This is a genomic window from Pseudomonas sp. Fl5BN2, from assembly GCF_009908205.1.
Classification (GTDB): domain Bacteria; phylum Pseudomonadota; class Gammaproteobacteria; order Pseudomonadales; family Pseudomonadaceae; genus Aquipseudomonas.
The window spans coordinates 58,752-78,743 of the sequence record NZ_JAAARL010000012.1; the positions used below are offsets into that span (position 1 = coordinate 58,752).

Here is a 19,992-nt window from a genome sequence, read left to right on the forward strand (position 1 = left end):
AGGTTGGTGTTTTTCATGAGTTGTTAGACAGGAATTAAGAACTCAATGCTCTTTTACTGTTATTACGTTCTGTAGCAATTCCAGGGACTTTATAGTGCAGATTTAGACCAGTCGGTCATTCATAACAGTTGCTGGGTAAACATGCGGCTCAGGCCGCCGCTTAGCTGGGGTAAGTACCTTTCATAGTTAATGGCTTGTTTCGTGATTCAAATATGTTTTCCTGTTTGGGCTCCTCTCCCACTCATTGTTTTTAAAGGATGAAGTGATGAATCCAATAATTAAGGAACCTGCTAACGGTCGTCCCATGACAGACCAGCAAATAATCGAAGATGTCACCCGGAAAATTTCCGAGCATGGCAATCAACTGCGCAAGCGTTATCCCATTTTGAAATATCAGAATACCTTGGGTGCTGGTGTCATGGTGTTTTCGGTATTCGGGATGGTGACTACTGGAGCCTTGTATATACAAGGCGCTATACCGGCGTGGTTATGTATTCTGGCGAACGCATTACTGACGTCATTTATTCATGAGGTTGAACATGACCTGATTCACCGTTTGTATTTTAGAAAGCAACCCCTGGCGCATAATTTCATGATGTTGTTGTGCTGGTTGGCTCGCCCGGGAATGCCCAGCCCCTGGGTCCGGCGCGGCTTGCATTTTCACCATCATAAGGAATCCGGCACCGCTACGGACGTTGAGGCATGGATCACCACCAGTGGCAATCCCTGGGGCGCCCTGCGGCTATTGAAGTTGATAGACGGTTTCCTGTTTGGTTTGGTGAATGCTGTTCGTGCACCGGGATGGCGGCAGAAGGTCAAGTTGCTGGGCAGGATCATCCGGCTGAATACGCCCCTTGGACTGTTGTACTGGGGCTGTTGGTATATGTTCCTGGGGTATCACCTGGTGACTTGGCTCGGACCCATGGCGGGCCTGGAGGTCCAGAGTTCAGCGGCGATGTTGCAGGTGATGGAGGTGGTCAATAGTGCGGTGGTTATTGTTGTTGCGCCGAATATTATTCGCCAGTTCTGCCTGTATTTCATCAGTTCCAATATGCACTACTACGGGGATGTTGCTCCGCGTAATCCCTTGCAGCAGACCCAAGTGATGAATCACTGGTGGTTGTGGCCCTTCCAATTGTTTTGTTTTAATTTTGGTAGTACCCACAGTATTCATCATTTCGTGGTAAGGGATCCGTTCTATCTTCGGCAGATGACCGCACCTGTCGCGCATAAAATCATGGCAGAGGCAGGTGTGAGATTTAATGACTTTGGTACCTATAAGCGTGCAAATCGCTTTGGAACTGAATCTGTGGATTTTCAGTCTAGGGGCTGATAACTGTTCATGAAACGCTGTACCGCTGCTGTTGCAACGGGCTTGTATCGCAATATGAGTGGCGCGGCTTAATTCTCGGATTCAACTGACTTTAATTAATGAAACTCGATAGGTGACATTGCTGTTGTCGCTTGCGAGGGCTTCAGTTCGACCTTGATTTGGCTAGGGCCAGGGTCAATATTCCAATTGAAAGGAGTTCTGGATATGGAAGCGAAAGGAACGTGCGCGAATGGCTTTGAAGCCGTTCAGCGAGCTTTCGAGGCGATTTTCGACGACCCCCACGAACGTGGGGGGGGGGTGTTTGCATACAGGTCGATGGTGAGACGGTTGTCGATTTGTGGGCGGGGGTAGCGGATGAGCAGGGCGACCAGCCTTGGACGCGTGACACCTTGGTCAACACCTTCTGCACGGTGAAACCCTTTGCTGCGGTTGCCACCTTGATGTTGGTGGAAGAGGGCAAGCTGGAACTCGATGTACCGGTCGCCCACTACTGGCCCGAGTTTGCCCAGGGTGGAAAGGGCCAGGTCACCCTGCGTCAGGTGATGACCCACACCTCCGGAATACCCGCACTGCGGGGCGCCAACCATAACGCGATGATGTATGACTGGGAGCACATGGTCGAGATCCTGGCCGCTGAGCCATTGTGGTGGGAGCCAGGCACCGCCATGGGTTATGCCACCACCATCTTCGGTTGGATTGTGGGTGAGCTGATTCGCCGGGCCGATGGTCGCGATCCTTGTACTTTCATCCACGAGCGAATCTCGCAACCCAATGACCTGGAGGTTCATCTGGGGGTGGATGAGCAGCATTTCCACCGTATCGCTCATTATGATGCGGCCAAGGGGCGGGTCGGCGACCCTTACTCCGAGGCATTGCGCAACGTGCTGATCTCCGAGCCGGAGCACGTTGCGACGCTGGCCTTCACCAATCCGGGCATGGTGCCCAAACGAACCTCCGATCCGCGCTGGTGGGCCTATCAGCAACCGGCGGTCAGCGGTCAGGGCACGGCCCATGGTCTGGCCGGTTTTTACAGTGCGCTGTTGGCCGGGCGTTTGATCGGGCCCGAGTTGCTGAAGGAGTTTACCCGGGAGCACAGCAATGGCATGGATCGCATCTGGATGCGGCCCATGCGTTATGGCCTGGGCTGCATGATGGAGCAACCGGCCGACCCGGCAGCATCACTAGGCATGGGGCCCAACACCTTTGGCCATATCGGGCTGGGCGGGCCGATCAGCTTCGCCGACCCTGATTGTGGTGTGAGCTTTGGTTTTGTGACTTCTACCTCGGGTCGCCACTCGATGATTGACCCTCGCCCGCAGGAACTGGCCGCGTTGGCCTACGCCGCGCTTTAGCGGCGGCTGACGCTGAGTTGTGGCCGCGACGACCCACCTCGTGGCGCAGGGCAGGACGCAGCAGTCTGATGAGGAGCGAGCAATAAACGGCTAGCGTCTGCGCTCTATGTCGTGCCTGGCCGAATTCGGCCAGGCAACGCGGCTCACAACGACACGTCAGCAGATTTGAAGTGCGACCTCTCACCTGGACTTCGGGGAGTGCACAGGCCAGTGATTGCGCAACGACGCTGCACATTTTGATCATTAAGTTGTCAGTTACGGTCATTGAGCGTCGGGTGCTGTGCTCTTAGTCTGTGGAGCACTACTGATGGAAGCCGCAGAGCTTCCACATTTTCCGTGATTGCCCGATCTGGAGTGACACCATGGCTGCCGCACCTTACCCGCACCTGCTGGCCCCCCTCGACCTGGGGTTCACCACCCTGCGTAACCGTACCCTGATGGGCTCGATGCACACCGGCCTGGAAGAGAAGCCCGGCGGCTTCGAACGCATGGCTGCGTATTTTGCCGAGCGCGCCCGGGGTGGCGTTGGCCTGATGGTTACCGGCGGTATTGGCCCGAACGACGAGGGCGGGGTGTATTCCGGTGCCGCCAAGCTGACCACCGAGGAAGAAGCACTCAAGCACCAGATCGTCACGCGGGCGGTGCATGAGGCGGGCGGCAAGATCTGCATGCAGATCCTCCACGCCGGGCGTTATGCCTACAGCCCCAAACAAGTAGCACCGAGCGCGATCCAGGCACCGATCAACCCGTTCAAGCCCAAGGAGCTGGACGAGGAAGGCATCGAGAAGCAGATTCGCGATTTCGTTACCTGTTCGACCCTGGCCCAGAAGGCCGAGTACGACGGCGTCGAAATCATGGGCTCGGAAGGTTATTTCATTAACCAGTTCCTCGCCGCCCACACCAACCACCGTACCGACCGCTGGGGTGGCAGCTATGAAAACCGCATGCGCCTGCCGGTGGAAATCGTCCGTCGGGTGCGTGAAGCGGTAGGTCCGAACTTCATCATCATCTTCCGCCTGTCGATGCTCGACCTGGTGGAAGGTGGCAGCACCTGGGATGAAATTGTGCAACTGGCCCAGGCCATCGAACAGGCCGGCGCAACCATCATCAACACCGGGATCGGCTGGCACGAAGCGCGGATCCCGACCATTGCCACCAAGGTGCCGCGCGCTGCATTCAGCAAGGTCACGGCCAAGCTGCGGGGTTCGGTGAGCATTCCACTGATCACCACCAACCGCATCAACACCCCGGAAATTGCCGAGCAGATCCTGGCCGAAGGCGACGCCGACATGGTCTCCATGGCCCGGCCATTCCTCGCCGATCCGGACTTCGTCAACAAGGCTGCCGAAGGCCGTGCGGATGAGATCAACACCTGCATTGGCTGCAATCAGGCGTGCCTGGACCACACCTTCGGCGGCAAGCTGACCAGTTGCCTGGTCAACCCGCGTGCCTGCCACGAGACCGAGCTGAATTACCTGCCGGTCACGCAGATCAAGAAGATCGCCGTGGTCGGTGCCGGCCCGGCCGGTCTGTCCGCCGCCACGGTGGCTGCCGAGCGCGGGCACCAGGTGACCCTGTTCGACTCTGCGAGTGAGATCGGCGGCCAGTTCAACGTGGCCAAGCGGGTGCCGGGCAAGGAGGAGTTCTTCGAGACCCTGCGCTACTTCAAGCGCAAGCTGCAGACCACCCACGTCGAGCTGTGCCTCAACACCCGGGTCGATGTCGAGCAACTGGTGGCGGGCGATTTTGACGAAATCATCCTGGCCACCGGTATCGCGCCTCGGCTACCGGCGATTCCCGGGGTGGAGAGCCCCAAGGTCCTGAGCTACCTGGATGTGTTGCTGGAGCGCAAGCCGGTGGGCAAGAGCGTGGCGGTGATCGGCGCCGGCGGCATCGGCTTCGATGTTTCCGAGTTCCTGGTGCACCAGGGCGTGGCCACCAGCCAGGATCGCCAGGCGTTCTGGAAAGAGTGGGGCATCGACACCCAGCTTGAAGCTCGTGGTGGTGTGGCCGGGATCAAGCCCGAGCCCCATGCACCGGCGCGCCAGGTGTTCCTGTTGCAGCGGAAAAAGACCAAGGTCGGCGATGGCCTGGGCAAGACCACCGGCTGGATCCACCGCACCGGTCTGAAGAATAAGCAGGTGCAGATGCTCAACAGCGTCGAGTACCTGAAGATCGACGATGCCGGTTTGCACATTCGCATCGGCGAGGCAGGCGAACCCCAGGTGCTGGCGGTGGACAACATCGTCATCTGCGCCGGCCAGGATCCGCTGCGCGAGTTACAGGATGGCCTGGTGGCCGCGGGGCAGAATGTGCACCTGATCGGCGGCGCTGACGTGGCCGCCGAGCTGGATGCCAAGCGCGCCATCAACCAGGGTTCGCGCCTGGCGGCCGAGCTGTAACGACAAGCTCCCATCGCAGCGGCCCTCCGCGGCCGCTGTATCTCCCATCCCCACCGCTCGCTGCGATCGGGCTGGGCGGTATTTCGTAGCAAGACTCATCCTCTGAGCCAGGGCACTTCAACTGACAGACTCAGTTGCCTGAACTCGCGCGTTCTGCGCACTCGATCGCAGCCTGTGCTGAGCCAAGCGTGGTAACAACGCTGGTCAGGGGTCCGCGCTGCTAGACTGCGCTCCCTTGCTCACTGAACCCGCCGCCGATGTCGTTTGCCGATTCCTTCGATTGGTTACCCCATGCACCGCTGCAACGGCTGGAGCTGGACTGGCTGTCCCAGGCCGAGGTCGAGGTGGCGGTGTTGCGCCTGGACCTGATCGATCCGCTGATTTCCGGCAACAAGTGGTTCAAGCTGATCGAGCATTTGGCGGCGGCGCGCCTGGCCGGTGCCCAAGGCATCATCAGCCTCGGCGGTGCCCACTCCAATCATCTGCATGCGTTGGCCGCCGCCGGTCAGCGTTTTGCCTTCAGCACGGTCGGGCTGTTGCGCGGTCATCCCCAAGACACCCCGACGGTGCTCGATTTGCAGCGTTTTGGCATGCAACTGCATTGGCTAGGCTACGCCGGTTATCGGGCGCGGCACGAGGCGGGTTTCTGGGCGCCCTGGCAGGCGCAGTATCCAGCGCTTTACCCAGTCCCCGAGGGCGGTGGCGGCCTGGCCGGTGCATCCGGCTGCATGCAATTGCTGCAACAGGTGCGGCAGCAGTTGCCGGCCCTCGGCTGGGCCGACTATCACGGTTGGTGGCTGGCTGCCGGTACCGGCACCACCCTGGCCGGGTTGGTGCTGGCGGAGGCCGGTGCGCATCCGGTGTATGGCGCGTTGGCAGTTCCGGAAGATCATGGGGTGGCGCAGCAAGTACAGGGCATTTTGCGAGAAGCCGAACAGGACTGCGGTCGTTATGAACTGCTGGACAGCAGTCGTGGCGGCTTTGCCAAGGTTGACGGGGATTTACGGGCATTTATCCAACTCACCGAGCAACACAGTGCGCTGCCACTGGAACCGCTGTACACCGGCAAGGCCTTGCTGGCCCTGCAGGAGCAGGTCCAGGCCGGGCGATTCGCTGCAGGCTGCCGGTTGGTTTTCGTGCACACCGGCGGCTTGCAGGGCCGCCGGGCACTGATGGATCAGGCCTGACCGCGTTTGCGCCACATCCGTTGCAAGGTGTTATCGCGCATCACGTAGTGATGGTACAACCCGGCCAGGGCGTGCAGGCCGATCAGCCAATAGCCGATAGTCCCCAGCAGTTCGTGCCAGCCCTGGAATTGCTTGGCCAGGGTTTTGTTTTCCTCCACCAGCAGCGGCAGATCGAGACCGTAGAACATCACTTGATGGCCCTTGGCGCTGGTGGTCAGCCAGCCGAGGATCGGCATGGCGATCATGAACAGGTACAGCGCCCAGTGCATCAGCGTTGACAACAGCTTCTGCCAGAGTGGTGGAGTGGGCACGATCTTCGGTGCCACGCCCTGGGTGCGGGCGAACAGGCGCAGCCAGACCAGCACGAACACGGTCAGGCCCAGCATGAAGTGGGCTTCGGTAATCAGCGTGCGACCACCACTGCCCTTGGGAAATATGCCGCGAAATTCGATGCAGGCGTAAACCACCGCCAGCAACACCAGCATCAGCCAATGCAATGCGATCGACACGGTACTGTAACGCGCGTCGGTGTTTTTCCAGGGCATACGGGTATTCCTCGGTCAGCAGGTCTGAAGCCTCCGTTCTTGAATGACGGAGTGCTTTAACTGTAATCCGCTTTCCGCCGGTTTGCCTGAGCTGCTCGTGGCTTTTATTGCGTTGCCCGGGGCTCTGCGCCGCTCGTTACCAATAAAAAACGGCGGAACCGGGTGGTGCCGCCGCTTTTCAACTGGCCGCATTACTTGCTCAGTTGCTCTGGGGCATTTCTCCCCGTGCCAGGCGCTGGTTGATATCGGTGATGACGTGCGGCAGATCGGCGATGGTGTCGATCATGTAGTGCGGGCGCGAGCCCTCGAACAGCGCGTGGATGCGCGTGCGCTCGGTGGCCAGGGCGTCGCTGGTGAGGGCCTGGTAGGCGTCGTAGGTCAGGCCCAGGGCGTTGCCTGAACACGCCAGGGCCACGGTCCACATGCCGGCGCGGCGGCCTTCGAGAATTCCCGGCACGGTGTCGTCGATCTTCACGCAGGCGGCGACATCGTCGATGCCCAGGGCAATCACATTAGCCAGGGCCTGGGCCGGCCAAGGGCGGCCGTTGGGCACTTCGTCAGTGGCCACTACGTGGTCGGCGACGTAGCCGTTGCTGGCGGCCAGGGCCACCACCTTGTCCATCACTTGCTTGGGGTAGCCGGAACAGGAGCCGATCTTGATCCCTTGCTCGCGCAGCTTGGCGATGACCTCCAGGGCGCCGGGGATCAGCGCTGAGTGCTCGGCGATCTTGTCGATCTGCAGCGGCATGAAGCGCTCGTAGAGGGCTGTGACGTCGGCATCGGTCGGGGTGCGACCGAAGACCTTGCGGTAGCGCTCGGCCACGTCCGGCAGGTTGCACAGGGTGCGGATGTGCTCCCATTTGCCCATGCCCATCGGGCCACGGGCTTCTTCGATAGACACTTGGACATCGAACTCGGCAAAGGCTTCGACAAAGATCTGGGTCGGGGCGAAGGAGCCGAAGTCGACCACGGTGCCGGCCCAGTCGAGGATGACGGCTTGCAGCTGGGTGGGGTTGCGGTAGTTCATGGGGCGGATTCCTGTTGCGGCGTGAGGCCGGGGTAAGAAAGCGGGGATTGCGCAGGCCGGTTCGCTGGCAAGCCAGCTCCTACAGGCCTTTTCCATAGAAAAGCGCTCGGTAGCGGATCAAATGTCCAGGACTTCCATTTCTCGCAGCACTTCAGCGATGGCGGCGATGGCGGCCTGCATGCCATGGCGGTCGACATGGCCGATGCAGCCCACGCGAAAGGTTTCGACCTGGGTCAGCTTGCCCGGGTAGAGGATGAAACCCTTGGCCTTGACCCGTTCATAGAAGTCCTTGAACTGGTAGTGCGGGTCTCGCGGGGCATGGAAGGTGACGATGATCGGTGCCTGGATCGATGCTGGCAGGAAGCTGCGCAGGCCCAGTCCGGCCATGCCATCCAGCAGTGTCTGGCAATTGTCGGCGTAGCGCGCATGGCGTGCGGGCAGGCCACCTTCCTCGTGGTATTGCAGCAGCGCTTCGTGCAGCGCGGCGACGATGTGGGTCGGCGGGGTGAAGCGCCATTGACCCGTCTTGGCCATGTAGTTGTGCTGATCGTAGAGGTCCATGGCCAGGGAATGGGCGTTGCCTGCGGCCTGGGCCAGGGAGTCCTTGTAGGTGAAGACGAAGCCCATGCCGGGCACACCTTCCAGGCATTTGCCGGAGGCGGCGATCAGCGCCTCGAAGGGGATCTTGTGGGCGTCGATGGGCAGGGCGCCGAAGGAACTCATGGCGTCGATGATCAGGCGCTTGCCGTGACGGGCGACGAGCTGGGCGATCTCCGGCAGCGGGTTGAGGATGCCGGTGCTGGTTTCACAGTGGATCAGCGCTACGTGGGTGATGGCGCTGTCGGCCTGGAGCAGGCGCTCGACATCGGCGGCGGTGGTGGGTTGGTCCTCGGCGGTTGCAAAGGTGCTGAAGTCGCGGCCGAGCACTTCGCAGATCTTTGCCAGGCGCTGGCCGTAGGCACCGTTGATCAGCACCAGGACCTTGCCGTCCCGCGGGACCAGGGTGCCGATAGCCGCTTCCACGGCAAAGGTACCGCTGCCTTGCAGGGGCACGCAGTGGTGGCTGTCAGCGCCGTTGACGATAGCCAGCAGTTGTTGGCACAGGCTGGCAGTCAGCTGGTTGAACCGCTCATCCCATGAACCCCAGTCCACCAGCATCGCCTGGCGGGTACGGGCGGAGGTGGTCAAGGGACCGGGGGTGAGCAGGATTGGCTCGGCGATGCTCATGCTGTGTCCTCGAGAAAGATGGGCTGAAGCTACGGGGACTAAATTGCAGTTTGCCTTGTCATCAATCAAATTGTTTGTTGTTATGCCTGCCATCAGTGAGGCCGATAGCTATGAACCTGTTTCAACTCCGTGCATTCGACGCCGTGGCCCGTGAAGGCAGCTTCACCCGGGCGGCGGCGCGGCTGTTCATTAGCCAACCGGCGGTCACCGGGCATATCAAGGCCCTGGAAGAGCATTACCAGATCACTTTGCTGCGACGCACCGCTCGACGGGTGGAGCTGACTGAGGAAGGCATCAAGCTGGCGGCGATTACCCGGGCCATGTTCGGCCTGGCGGAAGAGGCCCAGGTGCTGCTGGAGGCCAATCGGCAGTTGCTCACCGGGCGCCTGGAGGTGGCCGCGGACGGCCCGCACCTGGTCATGCCAATGCTGGCCAGCCTGCGGCTGCGCTACCCGGGGGTGACGGTCAACCTGCGCCTGGGCAATGCCCAGGAAACCCTGGCGGCGCTGTTATCCGAATATGCCGACGTGGCGGTACTGACCGAGGTCGAGGCGCGCAAGGGCCTGCACCTGCAAAGCCTGGGCGAATCTCGGATGTGTGCCCTGGTGCCCGAGGGGCATCCTTGGCTGGAGCTGCCTGAAGGCATTGCGATCGAGCAGCTGGATCAGGTGATCATGGTGCTGCGTGAGCCCAGCTCCATCACTCGGCGCACCTTCGATGAGGCCTGCGCGCTGGCCAAGGTCCAACCCCGGGTGCTGCTGGAGCTGGACAGCCGCGAAGCGGTGACCGAGGCGGTGGCGGCGCAGTTGGGGGTGGGGGTCGTCAGTTCGGTGGAAGTCGGCCACGACCCGCGGGTGCGTACCGTGCCGATTCGTGGTGCCGGGCTGGTCAACCGGCACATGATCGGATGCATGGCGCGACGCCGGGACCTGCGTTTGATCCGGGCGTTTTTCGCCCTGGCTCCCGCCTGAGCCCGCCTCCACTCTTGTAGGAGCAGGCTTGCCAGCGAAGAGCCCCGAAAGATCGCCTTTTCCGGCAAGCCAGGCTTCTGCAGTAGCGGTGCCTGGGCGATCGCCTTCGCCGGCAAGCCGGCTCCTACGGGGCGGTGGGGGAGCCCAGGCTTTCGCGGACGAGGTCGAGGAAGGTCGCGACGATGCGCCGTGAACTCTGTTCCCGCAGGCATACCAGGGTTTCTGTCATGCGCCGCTGACAGTCGATGATCGGCAGGGCGCAGACCCGCGAGTCAGCGCCAAATTCGGCCGCCGAGACCACGCCCACGCCAATCCCCACCACCACTGCCTCGCGCGCCGCTTCACGGCCTTCGACCTGGATGGTCGGGCGAATCCGCAAACCGGCGCGATTCATCTCTTCTTCCAGGGTCTGGCGAGTCACCGAGCCGACTTCCCGCAGCACCAGCGGGGTGTCGTCCAGATCCGCCAGGCAGATGGACTGACGGTCGGCCCAAGGGTGATGGCGGGAGACAAACGCCACCATCGGGTCGTTGCGCAGGGTCAGCGACAGCAGACGTTCGTCGTTGACCTCACGGCCGAGCAATGCCAGGTCGGCCTGGTAGTTGAACAGGCGCAGCAGGGATTCGTCGGTGTTGCCGGTCTCGATCTTCACATTGATCCCGGGGTAGCGCTCGCAGAAACGCGCGATCTGCGGCAGTACGTGCACCGGTGCGTCCACCGCCAGCACCAGGCTGCCGGTCTGCAGGGCCTGGGAGTCCTGCAACAACTCCTTGGCTTCGGCCTCCACCACGAACAGGCGCTGGGTGATGCCCAGCAAGCGCTCGCCGAGGTCGGTGAGGCGTACCGAGCGTTTGTTGCGATGAAACAACAAGACGCCAAAGCGCTCCTCAAGCTTGCGTACCTGATCGGAAATCGCCGGCTGGGTCAGGTACAGGCGCTCGGCGGCCCTGGTGAAGCTGCCGTGCACGGCCACTGCATGGAAGGCTTTCAACTGTGCATGGGAAACCGACACGGGCAGGTCCTCTTACAATCTGAACTTATATTTGAAATACGATAAATCGATTTCACTTATTAGTCCGTAATTGCTTCCATCTTTCAAGGCCTGGTGACCGGTCAGTCGACCGCCGCCTGGCCCTGATGCCTGTGCGTGCACCTCCAAGTCCCGAAACAGGGAAAGCAACAGGACTCATCTGACCAGCAGTGCCCGCCTCAAGGGCTCTGCTGCAGTGCTCAACAATAAAAAACACAGGCGTTTGCTCCTCATTCTGCCGGCACACTCACCCTGAGGTCAGAACCACAATGAACAAGCAGATTGGCACTCTCAAACGTTGGCGCGTGCAGATTTTCGCTATCACCTGGATCGCCTACGCGGCGTTCTACTTCACTCGCAAAGCTTTTTCCGTGGCCAAGCTGGGCATCGCCGACGATGCCGATTTCACCCTGGACAAGATGGCCATGGCCAACCTCGACGCCATCTACCTGGCGGCGTATGCAGTGGGCCAGTTCACTTGGGGGATCCTCGCCGACCGTTTCGGCCCCCGAGTGGTGGTGCTCGGCGGCTTGCTGGTATCCGCCGCTGCGGCCCTGGTCATGGGCAGCTTCGCCACCTTGCCGATCTTCGCTACCTGCATGCTGATCCAGGGGCTGGCGCAGTCCACGGGCTGGTCCGGGCTGTGCAAGAACATCGGCAGTTTCTTTCCCGCCGATCAACGTGGCCGGGTCCTCGGATTGTGGAGCTCCTGCTACGCCTTTGGCGGCCTGGTGGCCTCGCCCTTTGCCGGCTGGTGGGCCTATACCCTGATGGGCACCTGGCACGCGGCGTTCATTTCCAGTGCCGTCGTGGTTGCTCTGACCGCCGTGCTGTTTTTCATCTTCCAGCGCAACACCCCCCAGGACGTGGGGTTGCCGGCGGTGGAGCCTTTGCCGCCGCAGAGCGCCGAAGAGGATGCCGCCGAGCGCCGCCTGAGTGTCTGGGAGCCGCTGCGGGAGATCCTGCGTAACCGCACGGTGCTGGTCCTCGGGCTGGCGTACTTCCTGCTCAAGCCGGCGCGCTACGCGATCCTGTTGTGGGGGCCGGTGATCGTCTACGAACAGATGCCTTCGGTGGGCAAGGTGGGGGCGGCGATCGTGCCTACCACCTTCGAACTGGCCGGGTTGCTGGGTCCGATCATGATCGGCCTGGCTTCGGACAAGCTGTTTGGCGCCCGGCGCATGCCGGCCTGTGTCCTCAGCCTGTTGGCGCTGACCGTGTCCCTGGTGTTGTTCATGGGAGTGCTGCACACCGGCAGTGTGGTGCTGGTGATGGTGCTGCTGTTTTTCATGGGCCTGACCCTGTACGGGCCGGATTCGATGATCAGTGGCGCTGCGGCCATTGATTTCGGCTCGGCCAAGGCCGGGGCCACGGCGGCGGGGTTCGTCAATGGCTGCGGGTCGGTGGGGGCGGTGCTCGGTGGTTTGCTCCCGGGTTACTTCGACACGGTCACGGTGTTCATCGTGTTTGCCGGTTGCGCCCTGGCCTCGGCGCTGTTGCTGATGCCGTACTGGAACAGTCGACCCGATGGGGTCGAACCGGTGCACGGGATGGTTCCCAATGAACCGTTGTTGATCAAGCCATTGCGCTCCTGACTTTCGGGCTTCTTCGCCGGCAAGCCGGCTCCTGCGAGGTGTTGCTAGGAGCTGGCCGGCCATTGCTTCCTGGAGATTCACCATGCGACCTTTCTGGCTGGAACAGGCCCTGCAACAGGAAAACCCGGACGCTTGCCCGCCGCTGCAAGGCGATACCACCTGCGAGGTGGCGATTGTCGGCGGCGGTTATACCGGGCTGTGGACCGCGATCATGCTCAAGGAGCAGAACCCCGGGCTGGATGTACTGTTGATCGAGGCCGATATCTGCGGCGCCGGTGCCAGCGGGCGCAACGGTGGCTGCGCGCTGTCCTGGTCGGCCAAGTACTTCACCCTGGAGCGTCTGTTCGGCATCGAGGAGGCGGTGCGCCTGGTCAAGGAATCGGAGCAGAGCATCCATGCCATCGGCGCCTTCTGTGAGCGTTACGGGGTGGATGCGCACTTTCGTCTCGACGGCACCTTGTACACCGCCACTAACCAGGCCCAGGTCGGCTCCACCGACGGGGTGATTGCCGCGCTGGAGCGCCGGGGCATCAACTCCTTCGAGAAGCGTTCGGTGGCCGATGTGCAGCGCATGGCCGGTTCCCGTCAGCACCTGGAAGGCTGGTATTCACCGGCCGCTGCCAGCGTGCAGCCGGGGCTGCTGGTGCGTGGACTGCGTCGGGTGGCCTTGCAACTGGGGGTGAGAGTCCACGAGAACACCGCCATGACCGGGCTGGAGGAGGGCTGTCCGGCGCGGTTGCGCACGCCTCGGGGGCAGATCTGTGCCGAGCGCGTGGTGCTGGCGATGAATGCCTGGATGGCCCGGGCCTTCGCGCAGTTCGAGCGCAGCGTGGCGATCGTTTCCAGTGACATGCTGATCACCGAGCCGCGCCCGCAGCTGTTGCAGCAGATCGGTCTCACTAGTGGGGTGACGGTGCTGGATTCGCGGATTTTCGTGCACTACTACCACAACACCCCGGACGGCCGGATCATGCTCGGCAAGGGCGGTAACACCTTTGCCTACGGCGGCCGGATGTTGCCGGTGTTCGACCAGCCATCGCCTTGCGCCAGCTTGCTCAAGCAGAGCCTGGGGCAGTTCTTCCCGGCGTTTGCCGAGGTGCCGGTGGCGGCCACCTGGAACGGTCCGTCGGATCGATCGGTCACCGGTTTGCCGTTCTTCGGCCAGATGAGCCGCGCCGGCAATGTCTTCTATGGTTTTGGCTATTCCGGCAGCGGCGTCGGCCCCTGCCATATGGGCGGGCAGATTCTCGCCTCGCTGGTACAGGGCCTGGACAATCCCTGGACCCGTTCGCCGCTGGTCAGCGGTCCCCTGGGTTACTTCCCCCCGGAGCCGATCCGCTACTTGGGCTCGTTGCTGGTGCGCAACGCCATCCGCCGCAAGGAACGCGCCGAGGATCATGGCCGCCGGCCGCGCCATCTGGATGTGCGTCTGGCGCGATTTGCCGCTGCGGCAGGCAAGGCCGACAAGGGCTGAAGCCGGAGGAACACCGACTTTTTGGTCGATCAGGGCCTTGAGGACGTATAAACTTGCCCATCGCGTCGGCCAAATCCAACTCGACGCCATAGATCAAGAGAGTGAGTAATGGGCGCACAGTGGAAGGTTAAACACAAAGAAGCGGCAGCCAATGCCAAGGGCAAGATCTTCGGCAAGCTGGTGAAAGAGATCACTATTGCCGCACGTAACGGCGCTGATATCAGTACCAACGCCCACCTGCGGCTGGTGGTCGAGCAGGCCAAGAAAGCCTCGATGCCTCGTGAGACCCTTGAGCGCGCAATCAAGAAAGGTTCGGGTCAACTGGGTGAAACCGTGCAGTACCACCGCGTGACCTACGAAGGTTTCGCCCCGCACCAGGTGCCGCTGATCGTTGAATGCGTGACCGACAACATCAACCGTACCGTGGCGGAAATCCGCGTGGCTTTCCGCAAGGGCCAGTTGGGTGCTTCGGGTTCGGTGTCCTGGGACTTCAACCATGTGGGCATGATTGAAGCCGCGCCGGACACTCCGGACGCCGATCCGGAACTGGCGGCCATCGAGGCCGGTGCCCAGGATTTTGAGCCGGGCGAAGACGGCGCGACCCTGTTCCTGACCGAGCCTGCAGACCTCGATGCGGTACAGAAAGCCTTGCCGGAGCAAGGCTTCACCGTGTTGTCGGCCAAGCTCGGCTACCAGCCGAAGAACCCGGTCACGGGCCTGAGCGATGAGCAGATGGCCGAAGTCGAGGCGTTCCTCGAAGGCCTGGACAACCATGACGACGTGCAGGACATGTTCGTCGGCCTGGCTGGGTAAGACAGACCCTGACGGCCCTTCGCCGGCAAGCCGGCTTCTGCAGGGTTTTGCAGAAGCCGGCTTGCCGGCGAAACGTTTAAACAGCCTCCAACACCTGGCTCACCTGCATGAAGTCGGGTCGTGCCAGTACCTCTGGCTGACAGCAGCTCTGCACCAATGCTTGCAGTTTCTGTCGCTGTTCGAAGGCCAGCGAGCCATCTCCTCGCTCCAGCAACTCCTCCAGCAAGATCCCGAAGGCACGTACTTCGAGGCGTTGCAGCGCCCGGGTTTCGGGGGTATCGCCTTGGGCGTGGAAGGAGGCCGCGCCAAAATCCCCCAACAGGCAGTCACCTTGTTCGTTCCACAAGATGTTGTGGCCGTAGAGATCGCCGTGGGTAATGCCCTGGGCGTGCAGGTGGCCGCCCACCGAGGCAATGCCACGGGCAATGCGCAGGGTTACAGCAGCGCTGTAGCGCGCTTCGTCCGGGTAGATGTCGCGGGAACAGGAGTCCAGGCTCGGTAGCGCGGCGAGGTTGCCGTAGCTGGAGTCGATCAACTGCATCACCAGGCCATTCTGCTCCTGGGGATGATCAACGATGCGGCCCTCGATCCGGATCAGGTTCGGGTGCAGCCCGGCGCTGATGCAGGCGTTCATTTCATGCAGCGGCGAGCCGTCGCTGGTCATCTCGCCCTTGTACAGCTTGACCGCCACCACTCGCGCCGGTTGTCCGGCCGGCTGCCACTGTGCCTGGTGAATCACCCCAGAGGCGCCTTCCCCCAAGCGCTGCTCCAGGGTCAGTTGGCTCCAGGGAATGTTCGGGGTGGACTCCAGGGCACTGGCGTCCGCCTCCGATTCCAGCGGGTTACCGGCGTAGGCCAGCCAGGTCAGGCTTGGCAGTGCCAGGAGGAACGGCGGCAGTGCGCTCAGGCGGTTGGCGGCGATTCGCAGCAGTTCCAGGCGGTGGCACTGGCTCAGGCTCTGGGGTAGCTGGGTCAGGCGGTTGCCGGCCAGCATGAGCTTTTGCAGCAGCGGGCGGTTGCCCAGCTCTTCCGGCAACTCGCTGATGCGGTTGTCGGTGAGGATCAGCCAGCGCAGTTGCGGCGGCAGGGCAGCGGCCGGCACCCGTTCGATACGGTTGGCCTTGAAGCCGATCATGCTCAGTTGTGCACATTGGCCGATGCAGGCCGGCACTTCATCGAACCGGTTGTCCGAACAGAACAGGATGCGCAGGCGGGTGAGCCGGTGCAGGTCGTCGGGCAGGCTGCTTAGCGCATTGCCGCTGAGGTTGAGAATTTCCAGGGAGTCGGCGAGATCGAAGATCTCCCGGGGGAACTCGGTCAGCCCGCAGGACAGGTCCAGGCGTTTGATTCCGGCCAATTGGCCGGCCCGCAGTTGGGCAAGGGTATCCATGAACAGCGTCAGCACTCGAAACAGGGGGAAGGGGCAGCAGGATAAAGGAGATCAGCCGGTTTGGCTGCCTGCCTGAGCCTTTGCTGCCGGGACCTGGGGTTCACTGTGTCTCCAATAGTCTGAATCTCAGGGCGGCTTGCCCGTGGTTTTCCGAGTAGTCGGCAATCAGGGTGAGATCCGTCTTCACGCCTGCGGACCATAACTGGCAAGCCACTCGCCTTGACTGGGGATCGGCCTCTGTCTGGTAAATGTCCAGAGGAACCCGGCCGCTGCCGTCGGGTTTGAAGGCCAGGTGATAAGGCGGGACCGTCAGCTCCGTCACCTTTTGCCCCGAGTACTCCAGCTCCTCGATGATTTCTGCATAAATGGCAGGGCTCACGGCGCATGCCGATAACGCCAGTCGCTCGCCGTTTTGAATGGCTTTGAGCAGAGCGGCCGTGAGTCGATAGGTTGCATCGTGATCAAATGATTGCATCGTTCATTTCTCTGGCCAGCCTGCGAAACGCGGCGGGTTGCTGGCCATTTCTGGCGTCGTCCGACATCAACTGCAGGCTGTGCTGCTTGAAGGTGTTTTTTACCGAGTCGGTTGCGACTCTCCCCAGCGGGGTGGCTGGGTTGAAGTCGCTCTCCAGGGTGGAAACCATGTAGGCGCCTTTTCTGCTCCATTGGTTGAAGCGCATGACGCATCGGTCGTTGAGGATCACCGCGCCTTCTTGCTTATCGTCCGAAAAATAGAAGGCCAGGTTCGAAGAGAGACTGTCGTCTTGCTTGGCAAGGCGCTTTTGGTATTTGAGCAAGGAGGTGAGACGCGCGCCGGGGGCCAGGGCAAAGCCACTGCCCATCGTCTGCTGGTTGAAGCGGTAACACTTGAACATCACCTCCAGCGTTCGCCGCTGGTAGCCCGTCGAGTAGCTTTTTTCATAAAAGTGCAAGTCGCAGGGGTCGCCAATCAGTTCATACCCCGCTGCCGCGAGCGCCACTGGCGAGAAGTTCTGCAGCCCAAACAGGTGCGGGTTCGTGAGCGTCGAGTTTTTCAGGTACAGGTGAAAGAGCTCGAAAAAGGTGACTGGCAACATGTCTATCACGACCGATCCTTGGATTGTTGGCGACGCAGACGCCGCGGCGGCTCAGCCCAGTGGCTGCCCGGGACCGATTTCCTGCAGTTGCCCGAGGCGGCTGCGAGTGCGGGCCAGGTCGATGGCGTGGCCGCCGAGGCACTCGTGCAGCGGACGCTGGCCGATCAGCAGCAGGCGCTTGTCCTGGTCGTAGAGCACGTCAATCAGGTTGATGAAGCGCTGCTGGGCGGCAATCGAACACTCTCCCAACTCCGGCAGTTCGTCGATGATCCAGGTGTCGAAGCGGCGGCTCAGTTCCAGGTAGTCCATGACGGCCGTGGGCTGTTCGCACAAATCGTTGAATTCGAAGCGAATGCTGCGCTGCTGGACCTGCCGCACGGTCAACAGCCGGGCACCCACTGTCAATTGCTCCGCCACGGCATGGCGCTCGGGCAACTCCAGGGCCTGGCGCTGGGCCTGGGTGCCGGGCCACACATACTGCCCCTGGGTGAAGACCTGCTGATCGTGGGTGCGGGCCTGGGTCCGGTAGTCGTGGGGGCCTCCCACCTCCATCACCTGCATGCGCCCGTTGATCAGTTCGATCACCGGCTTGAAGCGGGCATGGTACAGCGGGTTGGGCAGCAGGCCCTCGGGGGCGTAGTTGGAGGTCACCAGCAAGGTGACGCCGCGCTTGAACAGGGCCTTGAACAACCGGGTGATCAGCATGGCGTCGCCGATGTCATGGACATGGAACTCATCGAAGCACAGCACTCGGCACTGCTTGAGCAGTTCATCCAGGGTGGCTTCCAGGGCGTCGGCCTGGTGCTGGTGGCGAAACATGCCCTGGTGCAACTGGGCGAAGAAGTCGTGGAAATGCAGGCGTTGTTTCTCGGCGATGGGCAAGGCGCGGAAGAAACCGTCCAGCAACCAGCTCTTGCCCCGGCCGACGGCGCCGTACAGGTACAGGCTCTGGGCCTTGCCAGGTGTTTGCGCCAGGCCGTCGGCCTGCCGGGCCATGCAGTCGATCACCCGCAATTGGCTGTGGCTCAGGGTGTATCCCAGGTCCTGGGCCTTGTGGCGAAAGTAGTCATGGATCACGCCACCGGCGCCGCTCGGGCGGCGCGCGGCACGGGCGAACAGGCGCCGCCAGGGTGATCGAGTCTGTGCAGGTGTTGGCGGTAAAGCGGCCAATGGTGGTTACCCCGATGATTCCAGGCCGCCTACCTTAAAAGCGGCGCGACAATTTAACCAATAGAAAACCCAAGGGCCAGTGATCTCGAAAAGGCATGGCTGCGGCGATGGACGGTCATTCACAACGGGCAGGCCGGTTAATACGGTAACTGGCGGTTTCCCCCGCGGTTGCTAACCTGACTGCAGCGAATGCTCCTCATAAGGATTGAGGCCTTGAATGGATGTAAGGGTTTGGCAGTCATGAGCGCGCTGCTCAGCGCAACGGCAGGGGCCACGGATATGCAGGTGCAAGTCCGGGTCGATGTGCTGCGTGGCTGCCAATTGGTGGGGCAGCAGCGCGAGGCGGGTATCGAGCAGCTCGGCACCCTGGACTTCGGCAGCACCGCGCGCCTGGATGATGCCGCCGGGCCTCTGGGTGCGACGTTGGCCAGCGGTCGTCAGCCACGCCTGGAGTGCAACCCGGATACCCCTTATCAGATGCGCATCGACGGCGGCCTGCACGGCGGTGTCGGTGAGGTGCGTTATCTGGCCAGCAACAGCGCTGTGGGCAAGCCCATCCCTTATCGTCTCTACCAGGATTCGGCCCGGCGCATTCCGTTGCCGGTGAATGTGCCGGTCAGTGGCCGGGTGCCGGATTCCGGCACGGTGGATCTGCCCTTGTACGGACGTATTGAACCGTTGGCCGAGATTCCTCGGGCCGGTGGTTATTCCGATGTATTGAAGGTGACCCTGACCTGGTGAGGACGGGGCATGAACGCTGCCGCGGGGGACCCGGGCAGAGCAGGGAAAACCGTTCACCGTGAACGGCTCACGTAGGAGTCCTGATGGAACTGGGATGGCTGCAATGAGAGGCAGGACATGGACGATCATCGCCCTGGGCTCGCTGTGTCTGCTGGTTGACGACGCGCAGGCGGCGATCAGCGGGCAGATCCAGGCGCGCCTGGTGATTAGCACCAGCTGCCAGGTGACCAATGGTTCCGGGAGCACGCCCGCAGGCCCGGTCAGCGACCGGAGCCTGCTCGACTTCGGTCAGCAGGGGCCAACCTGGGTCACCCCGATCAAGGCCCGCCTCACCGACAGCGCCGAAGGCCAGTTGCAGGTGGCCTGCAATCCGTCGGTTACCGGTTTCACGGTGAGCATCAATGGCGGCCTCAATGGCGACGGTACGACCCGGCGCCTGAGCAACGGCAGCCAGACCATTCCCTATCGATTGTTCGTCGATGCTTCCGGTAGCGACAGCTACAGCATCGGCCAGCAGCGCAATTTCGCAGTGAGCAGCGGCAGCCGGATTCCCATTCCGGTGTTCGGCTCGGTGGTCGCGAATACCCGTGCGGTTCCGGCAGGGGTCTATACCGACACCCTGACCATCACGCTGGATTGGTAAATCACGAGAGGATGCA

General features: G+C 61.8%; 17 protein-coding genes and 1 pseudogene. 10 read left to right on the forward strand and 8 right to left on the reverse strand.

The genetic code is table 11. From position 1 onward, the window contains the following. Window positions 1–265 precede the first annotated feature (265 nt). From GV819_RS17920 to GV819_RS17935, 4 genes and pseudogenes are all read left to right on the forward strand, one after another. Entirely contained in the window at window positions 266–1,333 is a 1,068-nt protein-coding gene (locus GV819_RS17920; RefSeq protein WP_161757383.1) for a fatty acid desaturase, read from the forward strand. A gap of 204 nt (window positions 1,334–1,537) precedes the next feature. Continuing rightward, window positions 1,538–2,685, forward strand: a pseudogene (locus tag GV819_RS17925) (serine hydrolase domain-containing protein). Between the two features lie 362 nt (window positions 2,686–3,047). Next, window positions 3,048–5,087, forward strand: coding sequence for an NADPH-dependent 2,4-dienoyl-CoA reductase (locus GV819_RS17930; RefSeq protein WP_161757384.1), 2,040 nt, complete (start codon window positions 3,048–3,050; stop codon window positions 5,085–5,087). A gap of 257 nt (window positions 5,088–5,344) precedes the next feature. Continuing rightward, window positions 5,345–6,274, forward strand: a complete 930-nt coding sequence (locus tag GV819_RS17935) for a 1-aminocyclopropane-1-carboxylate deaminase/D-cysteine desulfhydrase (protein WP_161757385.1) — start codon at window positions 5,345–5,347, stop codon at window positions 6,272–6,274. Here the strand turns inward: GV819_RS17935 and GV819_RS17940 are convergent. The 3 genes from GV819_RS17940 to GV819_RS17950 form a co-directional block, all read right to left on the reverse strand. After that, complete coding sequence (locus GV819_RS17940) at window positions 6,265–6,819, reverse strand: cytochrome b (protein ID WP_161757386.1); 555 nt, start codon at window positions 6,817–6,819, stop codon at window positions 6,265–6,267. The genes GV819_RS17935 and GV819_RS17940 overlap by 10 nt on opposite strands. 199 nt (window positions 6,820–7,018) lie before the next feature. Further along, window positions 7,019–7,846: a phosphonoacetaldehyde hydrolase gene (gene phnX, locus GV819_RS17945; RefSeq protein WP_161757387.1), complete on the reverse strand. Its 828-nt coding sequence runs from the start codon at window positions 7,844–7,846 to the stop codon at window positions 7,019–7,021. Between the two features lie 117 nt (window positions 7,847–7,963). Then, window positions 7,964–9,073 (reverse strand): 2-aminoethylphosphonate--pyruvate transaminase, encoded by a 1,110-nt coding sequence (locus GV819_RS17950; protein WP_161757388.1) that lies wholly within the window; start codon window positions 9,071–9,073, stop codon window positions 7,964–7,966. A 110-nt stretch (window positions 9,074–9,183) separates the two neighbouring features. On the opposite strand from GV819_RS17950, the gene GV819_RS17955 reads away from it, so the two are divergent. Further along, window positions 9,184–10,044: a LysR substrate-binding domain-containing protein gene (locus GV819_RS17955; protein ID WP_161757389.1), complete on the forward strand. Its 861-nt coding sequence runs from the start codon at window positions 9,184–9,186 to the stop codon at window positions 10,042–10,044. 124 nt (window positions 10,045–10,168) lie between these two features. On the opposite strand, the gene GV819_RS17960 is transcribed toward GV819_RS17955, so the two are convergent. Next, on the reverse strand, window positions 10,169–11,056 hold the full coding sequence (locus tag GV819_RS17960; protein WP_161757390.1) for a LysR family transcriptional regulator: 888 nt from the start codon (window positions 11,054–11,056) through the stop codon (window positions 10,169–10,171). A gap of 287 nt (window positions 11,057–11,343) precedes the next feature. On the opposite strand from GV819_RS17960, the gene GV819_RS17965 reads away from it, so the two are divergent. The 3 genes from GV819_RS17965 to GV819_RS17975 all read left to right on the forward strand — a co-directional run bounded on the left by GV819_RS17965 (window position 11,344) and on the right by GV819_RS17975 (window position 14,956). After that, window positions 11,344–12,669, forward strand: a complete 1,326-nt coding sequence (locus tag GV819_RS17965) for an MFS transporter (protein WP_161757391.1) — start codon at window positions 11,344–11,346, stop codon at window positions 12,667–12,669. 82 nt (window positions 12,670–12,751) lie between these two features. Then, window positions 12,752–14,143 (forward strand): FAD-dependent oxidoreductase, encoded by a 1,392-nt coding sequence (locus GV819_RS17970; RefSeq protein ID WP_161757392.1) that lies wholly within the window; start codon window positions 12,752–12,754, stop codon window positions 14,141–14,143. Window positions 14,144–14,251: 108 nt separating this feature from the next. Beyond that, window positions 14,252–14,956, forward strand: a complete 705-nt coding sequence (locus GV819_RS17975; RefSeq protein ID WP_161757393.1) for a YebC/PmpR family DNA-binding transcriptional regulator — start codon at window positions 14,252–14,254, stop codon at window positions 14,954–14,956. Between the two features lie 76 nt (window positions 14,957–15,032). Here the strand turns inward: GV819_RS17975 and GV819_RS17980 are convergent, their stop codons facing one another. The 4 genes from GV819_RS17980 to zapE form a co-directional block, all read right to left on the reverse strand. Further along, a complete protein-coding gene (locus GV819_RS17980) occupies window positions 15,033–16,346 on the reverse strand; it encodes a leucine-rich repeat-containing protein kinase family protein (protein ID WP_161757394.1) in 1,314 nt (437 codons plus the stop codon). Window positions 16,347–16,446: 100 nt separating this feature from the next. Continuing rightward, window positions 16,447–16,821 carry a hypothetical protein gene (locus GV819_RS17985; protein WP_161757395.1) on the reverse strand — a complete coding sequence of 125 codons (375 nt, stop codon included), beginning with the start codon at window positions 16,819–16,821 and terminating at the stop codon, window positions 16,447–16,449. Continuing rightward, window positions 16,808–17,422 carry a hypothetical protein gene (locus tag GV819_RS17990; RefSeq protein ID WP_161757396.1) on the reverse strand — a complete coding sequence of 205 codons (615 nt, stop codon included), beginning with the start codon at window positions 17,420–17,422 and terminating at the stop codon, window positions 16,808–16,810. The genes GV819_RS17985 and GV819_RS17990 overlap by 14 nt, the downstream gene beginning before the upstream one ends. 51 nt (window positions 17,423–17,473) lie before the next feature. Then, a complete protein-coding gene (gene zapE, locus GV819_RS17995; protein WP_161757397.1) occupies window positions 17,474–18,592 on the reverse strand; it encodes a cell division protein ZapE in 1,119 nt (372 codons plus the stop codon). Window positions 18,593–18,832: 240 nt separating this feature from the next. Between zapE and GV819_RS18000 the strand changes: the two genes are divergently transcribed. Further along, complete coding sequence (locus GV819_RS18000) at window positions 18,833–19,333, forward strand: Csu type fimbrial protein (protein ID WP_178124917.1); 501 nt, start codon at window positions 18,833–18,835, stop codon at window positions 19,331–19,333. A gap of 103 nt (window positions 19,334–19,436) precedes the next feature. Continuing rightward, the gene (locus tag GV819_RS18005; protein WP_161757536.1) at window positions 19,437–19,976 is read left to right on the forward strand and encodes a Csu type fimbrial protein; all 540 of its coding nucleotides are present in this window, start codon (window positions 19,437–19,439) and stop codon (window positions 19,974–19,976) included. The last annotated feature ends 16 nt before the right edge of the window (window positions 19,977–19,992 follow it).

Bases quoted from the DNA above. Each gene is read 5' to 3' on its own strand.
- GV819_RS17975 (WP_161757393.1), top strand. From the start codon at position 14,252: ATGGGCGCACAGTGGAAGGTTAAACACAAAGAAGCGGCAGCCAATGCC.
- GV819_RS17940 (WP_161757386.1), bottom strand. From the start codon at position 6,819: ATGCCCTGGAAAAACACCGACGCGCGTTACAGTACCGTGTCGATCGCA.
- GV819_RS17920 (WP_161757383.1), top strand. From the start codon at position 266: ATGAATCCAATAATTAAGGAACCTGCTAACGGTCGTCCCATGACAGAC.
- GV819_RS18005 (WP_161757536.1), top strand. From the start codon at position 19,437: ATGAGAGGCAGGACATGGACGATCATCGCCCTGGGCTCGCTGTGTCTG.
- GV819_RS17980 (WP_161757394.1), bottom strand. From the start codon at position 16,346: ATGGATACCCTTGCCCAACTGCGGGCCGGCCAATTGGCCGGAATCAAA.
- GV819_RS17935 (WP_161757385.1), top strand. From the start codon at position 5,345: ATGTCGTTTGCCGATTCCTTCGATTGGTTACCCCATGCACCGCTGCAA.
- GV819_RS17985 (WP_161757395.1), bottom strand. From the start codon at position 16,821: ATGCAATCATTTGATCACGATGCAACCTATCGACTCACGGCCGCTCTG.
- GV819_RS17955 (WP_161757389.1), top strand. From the start codon at position 9,184: ATGAACCTGTTTCAACTCCGTGCATTCGACGCCGTGGCCCGTGAAGGC.
- GV819_RS17950 (WP_161757388.1), bottom strand. From the start codon at position 9,073: ATGAGCATCGCCGAGCCAATCCTGCTCACCCCCGGTCCCTTGACCACC.
- GV819_RS17990 (WP_161757396.1), bottom strand. From the start codon at position 17,422: ATGTTGCCAGTCACCTTTTTCGAGCTCTTTCACCTGTACCTGAAAAAC.
- phnX (WP_161757387.1), bottom strand. From the start codon at position 7,846: ATGAACTACCGCAACCCCACCCAGCTGCAAGCCGTCATCCTCGACTGG.
- GV819_RS17965 (WP_161757391.1), top strand. From the start codon at position 11,344: ATGAACAAGCAGATTGGCACTCTCAAACGTTGGCGCGTGCAGATTTTC.
- GV819_RS17930 (WP_161757384.1), top strand. From the start codon at position 3,048: ATGGCTGCCGCACCTTACCCGCACCTGCTGGCCCCCCTCGACCTGGGG.
- GV819_RS18000 (WP_178124917.1), top strand. From the start codon at position 18,833: ATGAGCGCGCTGCTCAGCGCAACGGCAGGGGCCACGGATATGCAGGTG.
- GV819_RS17970 (WP_161757392.1), top strand. From the start codon at position 12,752: ATGCGACCTTTCTGGCTGGAACAGGCCCTGCAACAGGAAAACCCGGAC.